Origin of the sequence: Streptomyces sp. DH12, from assembly GCF_020873895.1 — a bacterium.
Taxonomy (GTDB): Bacteria; Actinomycetota; Actinomycetes; order Streptomycetales; family Streptomycetaceae; genus Streptomyces.
On record NZ_JAHWGT010000046.1, the window covers coordinates 41,584 to 49,999 of the forward strand.

General features: G+C 71.5%; 7 protein-coding genes. All 7 read left to right on the forward strand.

Annotated elements, in window-relative coordinates:
• Nucleotides 1-428: 428 nt before the first annotated feature.
• The 7 genes from hemL to ccsB all read left to right on the forward strand — a co-directional run bounded on the left by hemL (nt 429) and on the right by ccsB (nt 8,324).
• On the forward strand, nt 429-1,745 hold the full coding sequence (gene hemL / locus LPA54_RS29765; protein ID WP_228983585.1) for a glutamate-1-semialdehyde 2,1-aminomutase: 1,317 nt from the start codon (nt 429-431) through the stop codon (nt 1,743-1,745).
• 38 nt (nt 1,746-1,783) lie between these two features.
• A complete protein-coding gene (locus LPA54_RS29770) occupies nt 1,784-2,431 on the forward strand; it encodes a histidine phosphatase family protein (RefSeq protein WP_228983595.1) in 648 nt (215 codons plus the stop codon).
• A 298-nt stretch (nt 2,432-2,729) separates the two neighbouring features.
• On the forward strand, nt 2,730-3,980 hold the full coding sequence (locus LPA54_RS29775; RefSeq protein ID WP_228983597.1) for a hypothetical protein: 1,251 nt from the start codon (nt 2,730-2,732) through the stop codon (nt 3,978-3,980).
• 87 nt (nt 3,981-4,067) lie between these two features.
• Nucleotides 4,068-4,685 (forward strand): TlpA disulfide reductase family protein, encoded by a 618-nt coding sequence (locus LPA54_RS29780; protein ID WP_228983586.1) that lies wholly within the window; start codon nt 4,068-4,070, stop codon nt 4,683-4,685.
• Nucleotides 4,686-4,688: 3 nt separating this feature from the next.
• A complete protein-coding gene (locus tag LPA54_RS29785) occupies nt 4,689-5,426 on the forward strand; it encodes a cytochrome c biogenesis CcdA family protein (RefSeq protein ID WP_228983588.1) in 738 nt (245 codons plus the stop codon).
• Nucleotides 5,427-5,433: 7 nt separating this feature from the next.
• Nucleotides 5,434-7,236 carry a cytochrome c biogenesis protein ResB gene (locus LPA54_RS29790; RefSeq protein ID WP_228983590.1) on the forward strand — a complete coding sequence of 601 codons (1,803 nt, stop codon included), beginning with the start codon at nt 5,434-5,436 and terminating at the stop codon, nt 7,234-7,236.
• Nucleotides 7,233-8,324, forward strand: a complete 1,092-nt coding sequence (gene ccsB / locus LPA54_RS29795; protein ID WP_228983591.1) for a c-type cytochrome biogenesis protein CcsB — start codon at nt 7,233-7,235, stop codon at nt 8,322-8,324. Before LPA54_RS29790 ends, ccsB begins: the two co-directional genes overlap by 4 nt.
• Nucleotides 8,325-8,416 lie beyond the last annotated feature (92 nt).

Consider the following 8,416-nt stretch of genomic DNA (forward strand, 5'->3'; position numbering starts at 1 on the left):
ACCCGACTGCTTGCAGGGTTGGCACGGCCCCCGCCGCGCGACCCGATCATCGTGTCAGTGACCTCCCCCGCGAGCGGATGGTGAAACACCTGTCCGCAAGAACGACCGGGCCTCTGACACCATGGTTTCCGTGAGCTCTCCCTATGACGCCCCAGTTTCGCAGACGCGGAGGACCGGCGCCCTGCCGAAATGGAGGTCCGGAAAACTCCGCGACCTCCGGCGCGGCCCGGCGGGGGAACCCCTTGTGAAACAAGATCGTGAGGGAAGGCGTCACGCCGAAGCAAGGCCATCGGCCTGATGTGGTGAAACCGGAGCCGTGAAAGGGAGCACGGCCCAGCTCCGTTCCCGCGGGACCGCCCCGCCGCCGCCCCGGCGGCAGCGCCCGCACCCAGCCGCCCGTCCACTCGTTCTCGCAGGTCAGGACCCACGTGTCGTATTCATACGAAGCCCCAGTCTCACAGTCGCTCTTCGATCGCGCCTCGCAGGTGACGCCCGGCGGCGTGAACTCTCCCGTCCGGGCCTTCCGCGCCGTGGGCGGCACGCCCCGCTTCATGGTCTCCGGTACGGGGCCCTACCTCACCGACGCGGACGGTCGCGAGTACGTCGACCTCGTCTGCTCGTGGGGGCCGATGATCCTCGGCCACGCGCACCCGGAGGTGATCGCCGCCGTCCAGGACGCCGTCGCGCGCGGCACGTCGTTCGGGACGCCCGGGGAGGGCGAGGTCGCGCTCGCGGAGGAGATCGTGGCGCGGGTGGCGCCGGTCGAGCAGGTGCGCCTGGTGTCCAGCGGCACCGAGGCGACCATGTCGGCGATCCGTCTGGCCCGCGGCTACACCGGCCGCAGCAAGGTGATCAAGTTCGCGGGCTGCTACCACGGCCACGTCGACGCGCTGCTGGCCGCGGCCGGCTCCGGCGTCGCCACGCTGGGGCTGCCCGACACGCCGGGCGTCACGGGCGCCCAGGCGGGTGACACGATCGTGCTGCCGTACAACGACCTGGAGGCCGTGCAGGAGGCGTTCCACCGCCACCCCGGCGAGATCGCCTGCGTGATCACCGAGGCGTCGCCCGGCAACATGGGCGTCGTCCCGCCCCGCCCCGGCTTCAACCAGGGCCTCAAGGACGCCTGCGCGAAGAACGGCGCCCTGTACATCTCCGACGAGGTCATGACGGGCTTCCGCACCTCGAAGGCCGGCTGGTACGGCGTCGACGGCGTCGCGCCCGACCTGATGACCTTCGGCAAGGTCATGGGCGGCGGCTTCCCGGCCGCGGCGTTCGGCGGCCGCGCCGACGTGATGGCGCACCTGGCGCCGGCCGGCCCGGTGTACCAGGCGGGCACCCTCTCCGGGAACCCGGTCGCCACCGCCGCGGGCCTGGCGCAGTTGCGGCTGCTCGACGACGCGGCGTACGCCCGCGTCGACGCGGTGTCGCGGGAGATCCAGGGCCTGGTGACGGACGCGCTCACCAAGGAGGGCGTGGCGCACCGGCTGCAGAACGCGTCCAACATGTTCTCGGTCTTCTTCGCCGACCGCGAGGTCCGCGACTACGAGGACGCCAAGCGGCAGGAGTCCTTCCGCTTCACCGCCTTCTTCCACTCGATGCTGGCGCAGGGCGTCTACCTGCCGCCGTCGGCGTTCGAGTCGTGGTTCGTCTCCGCGGCCCACGACGAGCGCGCCGTCGAGCGGGTCGCCGCCGCGCTGCCGGCGGCCGCCCGTGCCGCCGCGGAGGCGACGGAGGGCGCGGCGTGAGCGGGGCGCGGCCGGAGGACGTGACCGTCGTCCACCTGATGCGCCACGGCGAGGTGCACAACCCCGACGGCGTCCTGTACGGCCGCCGCGCCGGCTACCACCTGTCCGAGCTGGGGCGCCGGATGGCCGACCGGGTCGCCGAGCACCTGGCGGGGCGGGACGTCACGTACGTCGTGGCCTCCCCACTGGAGCGGGCGCAGGAGACGGCGACACCGATCGCCAAGACGCACGGCCTGGACCTGGCCACCGACGAGCGGCTGATCGAGGCGGGCAACGTCTTCGAGGGCAAGACCTTCGGCGTCGGCGACGGCGCGCTGCGCAGGCCGGGCAACTGGCGCCACCTGACCAACCCCTTCCGCCCGTCCTGGGGCGAGCCGTACATCGACCAGGTCGTGCGGATGACGGGCGCCCTGAACGCGGCGCGCGACGCGGCGCGGGGGCACGAGGCGGTGTGCGTCAGCCACCAGCTGCCCATCTGGATCGTGCGCAGCTTCGTCGAGCGGCGGCGGCTGTGGCACGACCCGCGGCGCCGGCAGTGCACCCTGGCGTCGCTGACCACCTTCACCTACCACGGCGACCGGATCGTGTCGGTCGGCTACTCCGAGCCGGCCCGCGACCTGGTTCCGCCCCATCTGCTGGCGGGTGCCAGGCCGGTGAAGGGAAAGCCGAAGGCATTCGGCGCGTGACGGACGCGGAGCGGGGCGGTGGCCGCCCCGCTCCGTCGCTTGTTCCGGTGTGCGTTTCCGGTGCGCCTTTCGCCGTATGCCTTTTCGGCGGGCGGTACGACCGGCCGGCGTGACCCCCGTTGCGGGTGGCGGTGACGGATACCGCGTGGTGAGTGAGTGACCGTTCGGTCACCCAGCGGACAGTAAAGCGTGTGATTATCGGCGGAACCCGCTGCTCCTTTTCCGCATCTTGCTCCGTACCGGTCCGGACTCATGTCCGGGCAGATGTCAGTGCGGATGGGGAACGACGATGCGCGGAATCGACGGAATCAGCCGAAGGGGATTGCTGGGAACGGGACTTGGGGCCGCGGCCGCGATCGGGGCGGCGGGCTGCGGGGTCCTCGGCGGGGCCGGCGGCGACGACGCCGGCCGCCCCGCCGCGGGCGGCGGGAAGGGCGGGGGCGCCGGGAGCGCGGGCGGCGGCAGGCCGCAGGGGCGGCCCATCGGCGACGGCTCCACCGCCGACACCGGCAGGCAGCCCAAGCAGCCCGGCCGGCCCGCGCCCCTCGAACCGGGGCAGACGCCGCCGCAGTTCGTGGTCTTCTCCTGGGACGGCGCGGGAGAGGTCGGCAACGGCCTCTTCCCCCGCTTCCTCGACCTCGCCCGCGACCACGGCGCGGCGATGACCTTCTTCCTCTCCGGGATATACCTGCTGCCCGAGTCGAAGAAATCGCTCTACCGCCCGCCGAACAATCCCGCCGGCGCCTCCGACATCGGTTACCTCACCGACGCGCACATCAAGGACACGCTGGAGAACGTCCGCCGGGCCTGGCTCGACGGGCACGAGATCGGCACCCACTTCAACGGCCATTTCTGCGGCGGTTCCGGATCCGTCGGCAAGTGGACGTCCGAGGACTGGCGCAGCGAGATCGACCAGGCGGTGAAGTTCGTCACCGAATGGAAGACCAACAGCGGCTGGACCGACCTCGACCCGCTGCCCTTCGACTACCGCAGGGAACTCGTCGGCGGCCGCACCCCCTGCCTGCTCGGCCAGGACGCCCTGCTGCCCACCGCCCGCAAGCTCGGCTGGCGCTACGACGCCTCCTCGCCCGGCGGCCGCCAGGTCTGGCCGGACAAGCGCCAGGGCCTGTGGGACCTGCCGCTCCAGGCCCTGCCGTTCCCCGGCCACTCCTTCGAGGTCCTCTCGATGGACTACAACATCCTCGCCAACCAGTCGAAGAACTCCACCAAGGGCGACCCCGCGCGTTATCCCGGCTGGAAGCGCCAGGCCACCGACGCCTATCTGGCCGGATTCACGCGCGCGTACGAGACGAATCGCGCGCCCCTCTTCATCGGCAACCACTTCGAACAGTGGAACGGCGGAATCTACATGGACGCCGTCGAAGAGGCGCTGAAGGGCATGGCCGGAAAGAAGGACGTGCGTCTGGTCTCCTTCCGGCAGTTCGTCGACTGGCTCGACGCGCAGGATCCCAAGATCCTCGCGAAGCTGTGCTCGCTCGGCGTCGGGGAATCCCCCACGGGCGGCTGGAAGGACCACCTGCGCGATTGACGGCGCTTAGCCCGCCTTCACAAGGGGCTTTACGGTCAGGCAGGGGGGCGGGCAAGATCCGGCAAACGGCCATGCGAAACTTTTCACATGAGCCACAGCCGCGCCCAACGAGGCATCCTGCTCACCGCCGGCGCCCTGGCGGCCGCGCTCGCGCTGACCGCGTGCAGCGGAGCGCCCAAGGGCACGTCCGGCGGTGGTGGCAACACCAACTTCGTCACCGACACCGGCGGCATCTCCACCATCGCCCGCGGCGAGCGACCGGCGACCAACGAGATCGCCGGTGAGACGCTCGACGGGGCCCGGCTGGACGTCGCCGACCTCAAGGGCAAGGTCGTCGTCCTCAACGTGTGGGGCTCCTGGTGCACCCCCTGCCGTGCCGAGGCCCCGCACTTCACGAAGGTCGCCAACGACCTCAAGCCGAAGGGCGTCGAGTTCGTCGGCATCAACACCCGGGACACGAAGAAGCTGGACGCCATCCAGTTCGAGAAGGACTACGGAGTCCCCTACCCGAGCCTCCGCGACCCCTACGGCGAGATCATCCTCAACGGCTTCCCGAAGGGCGTCGTCCACCCGCAGGCCATCCCCTCGACCGTCGTCCTGGACCGCGAGGGCAAGATCGCGGCGCGCTCCCTCAAGGCGGTCTCCGAGAAGGAGCTGCGGTCGATGATCGAGCCGGTGCTCGCCGAGAAGGCCGGCGGGCAGTAGCCGATGAACGAGACGGTCTTCAGCGGGGCGCTCCTGCTCGCCCTGCCCGTCGCCGTCCTCGGCGGCCTGGTCTCCTTCTTCTCGCCCTGCGTGCTGCCCCTCGTCCCCGGCTACCTCTCGTACGTGACGGGCATCACCGGCACCGACCTCGCCGAGGCGCGGCGGGGCCGGATGGTGCTCGGCGCCGGGCTCTTCGTCCTCGGCTTCTCCGCCGTGTTCGTCTCCGGCGGCGCCCTCTTCGGCTTCTCGGGCCAGACGCTGCTGGAGTACCGCGAGGTCCTGAGCAAGGTCCTCGGCGTGGTCATGATCCTCATGGGGGTCTTCTTCATGGGGCTCATGCCGTGGCTCACGCAGCGCGAGTTCCGCTTCCACCGGCGGCCGGCCGCCGGGCTGGTCGGCGCGCCCCTGATCGGGGTGCTGTTCGGGATCGGCTGGACGCCGTGCGTCGGCCCGACCCTCACCGCCGTCAACGCCCTCGCGCTCAACGAGGCGAGCGCCGGGCGCGGCGCGCTGCTCACCCTCGCGTACTGCCTGGGCCTGGGCGCGCCGTTCATCGTCGCCGCCGTGGCCTTCCGCAGGGCGCTGGGCGCGTTCGGCTGGGTCAAGCGGCACTACGCCTGGGTGATGCGGATCGGCGGCGGCATGATGATCGCGACCGGTCTGCTCCTGCTGACCGGGGCGTGGGACGCGCTCGTGCAGGAGATCCAGGGCTGGTCCAGCAGCTTCCAGGTGGGGATCTGAGGTCACCATGAGCAACACCGAACAGACCGGACAGGCCGGACGGACCGACCGGGCCGGGTCCGCCGGGTCCGCCGGGGAGAACGGCCAGGACGGGCAGGGCGGGGCCGCCGCGGCCGACGAGCAGTCGCTCGGCGCCGCCGGCGCGCACCTTTCCACGGCCCCCTCCCAGGAGGTGGAGTCCGCCGAGGTGACCCTGCCGCGGCTCGGCGTGATCGGCTGGGTCCGCTGGTTCTGGCGGCAGCTGACCTCCATGCGGGTCGCGCTGATCCTGCTCTTCCTGCTCTCGCTGGGCGCCATCCCCGGCTCGCTCATCCCGCAGACCGGTGTGGACGAGACGAAGGTCGAGGCCTTCAAGAAGGCGCACGGCACCCTCGCGCCGATCTACGAGAAGCTCCAGCTGTTCGACGTCTACAGCTCGGTGTGGTTCTCCGCGATCTACATCCTGCTGTTCGTCTCCCTGATCGGCTGCATCCTCCCGCGCACCTGGCAGTTCGTCGGCCAGCTGCGCAGCCGTCCGCCGGGCGCGCCCAAGCGGCTCACCCGCCTCCCCGCGTACACGACCTGGCGCACCCGGGCCACGCCCGAGGAGGTCCGCGAGGAGGCGCTGCGCCTGCTGCGCAGGAACCGCTTCCGGACCCACGCGGCCGGGGACGCGGTCGCCGCCGAGAAGGGGTACCTGCGCGAGGTCGGCAACCTCCTCTTCCACGTGGCGCTGATCGTGATGCTGCTGGCGTTCGCCGCGGGGCAGCTGTTCAAGTCCGAGGGCGGCAAGCTGATCGTCGAGGGCGACGGCTTCGCCAACACGCTCAGCCAGTACGACGACTTCCGCTCCGGCTCGCTCTTCGGCCTGGACGACCTCGGCCACTTCAGCTTCGAACTGGACTCGTTCACCGGCACCTACGAGACGGACGGCCCGCAGCGCGGCACCCCCCGCACCTTCGAGGCGGCCGTCACGTACGCGGAGCGCGGCGGGCCCGACAAAAAGGCCGTGATCCGGGTCAACGAGCCCCTGGAGGTCGACGGCGCCAAGGTGTACCTGATCTCGCACGGGTACGCGCCCGTCATCACCGTCCGCGACGGCCGCGGCAAGATCGTCAGCCAGGGGCCCGTGCCGCTGCTGCCGATCGACGCCAACGTCACCTCGCAGGGCGTCCTGAAGGTGATGGACGGCTACACCGACAAGAACGGGAAGAAGGACCAGCTGGGCATCCCGGCGTTCTTCGTGCCGACCTACGCGGGCAAGGGGAAGGGCGACATGTTCTCCCAGTTCCCGGGGCTCGTGTACCCGGTGCTGAGCCTGTCCGCCTACCACGGCGACCTGCGCGTGGACTCGGGCCTGCCGCAGAACGTGTACCAGCTGGACACCAGCAAGATGAAGCCGTTCAAGGACGCCGGCGGTGACATCCTGCGCAAGCAGCTCACCCCCGGTGAGACGTTCACGCTGCCGGACGGGGCGGGTTCGATCACCTTCGAGAAGGAGATCAAGGAGTGGGCCAGCTTCCAGATCTCCCAGCAGCCCGGCAACGGCTGGGCGCTGACCGGCGCCGTCGCCGCGATCCTCGGCCTGATCGGGTCGCTCTTCATCCAGCGCCGCCGCGTCTGGGTCCGGGCCGCCCCGGGTGAGGACGGCGTGACCGTCGTCGAGATGGCGGGGCTCGGGCGCAGCGAGTCCGCGAAGCTCCCCGAGGAGCTGGCCGAGCTGGCGGCCGCGCTCCACTCCGCGGCGCCGTCGGCGCCCGCGGACGACGTCGTCGACCACGACGCCGAACCTGCCGAAGAGGCTGTTCCTGCCGAAGGGGCAAAGCAGTGACCATCGCCGCCGCCACCAACGAGAACCTGGCGCACATCAGCAACGTCCTCGTCTACTCGGCCATGGCCGTGTACACGCTGGCGTTCCTCGCGCACATCGCCGAGTGGGTGCTCGGCAGCCGCAGCAAGGTCGGCCGCACCGCCGCCGCCCTCACCCCCACCGCCGCCGCGACCGCCGGGCCCGCCGTGCGGGTGCGCGGCGCCGAGCAGTCCGCCGGGACCACCGTCCTGGACAAGCCCACCGTCGTCACCCGGGGCGCCGCGGGCGCGCGGGACGTCCCGGACGGCCCCGGCGCGGCCGGCGGCGACGCCAAGGGCGACCTGTACGGCCGCATCGCCGTGTCCCTGACCACGCTCGGCTTCCTGCTGGAGGCCGGCGGCGTCGTCGCCCGCGCGGTGTCGGTGCAGCGGGCGCCGTGGGGCAACATGTACGAGTTCTCGATCACCTTCTCCACCGTGGCGGTCGGCGCGTACCTCGCCCTGCTGTTCGCGGGGAAGAACGTCCGCTGGCTCGGCCTGCCGCTGGTCACCACCATCCTCCTCGACCTCGGCCTCGCCACGACGTGGCTGTACACCGAGAGCGACCAGCTCGTCCCGGCCCTCGACTCGTACTGGCTGTGGATCCACGTCTCCACCGCGATCTTCTGCGGCGCGGTCTTCTACATCGGCGCCGTCGCCACGCTGCTGTACCTGTTCCGCGACGCGTACGAGGCGAAGGTGGCCCGCGGGGAGACGCCGAGCGCGTTCGCCCGGTCCGTCATGGAGCGGCTGCCGGCCGCCGCGACCTTCGACAAGCTCGCCTACCGGGTCAACGCCGCGGTGTTCCCGCTGTGGACGTTCACGATCATCGCCGGCGCCATCTGGGCCGGTGACGCGTGGGGCCGCTACTGGGGCTGGGACCCCAAGGAGGTCTGGTCCTTCATCACCTGGATCGCCTACGCCTGCTACCTGCACGCCCGCGCCACGGTCGGCTGGAAGGGACGCAAGGCCGCCTACCTGGCCCTCGTCGCCTTCGGCTGCTGGCTGTTCAACTACTACGGCGTGAACATCTGGGTCGACGGCCTGCACTCGTACGCCGGCGTCGAGTGACCCCGGCCCGGGGCGGCGGGTGACCCGCCCGCCCCGACGGCCGTCCCGCGGGGGCGGGGGGGGCCATCCCCGCGCGGGCGGGGAGCACAGGC

Coding starts and splice junctions, on each gene's coding strand:
- LPA54_RS29770 (WP_228983595.1), top strand. CDS start 1,784: ATGCGCCACGGCGAGGTGCACAACCCCGACGGCGTCCTGTACGGCCGC.
- LPA54_RS29780 (WP_228983586.1), top strand. CDS start 4,068: ATGAGCCACAGCCGCGCCCAACGAGGCATCCTGCTCACCGCCGGCGCC.
- LPA54_RS29785 (WP_228983588.1), top strand. CDS start 4,689: ATGAACGAGACGGTCTTCAGCGGGGCGCTCCTGCTCGCCCTGCCCGTC.
- LPA54_RS29790 (WP_228983590.1), top strand. CDS start 5,434: ATGAGCAACACCGAACAGACCGGACAGGCCGGACGGACCGACCGGGCC.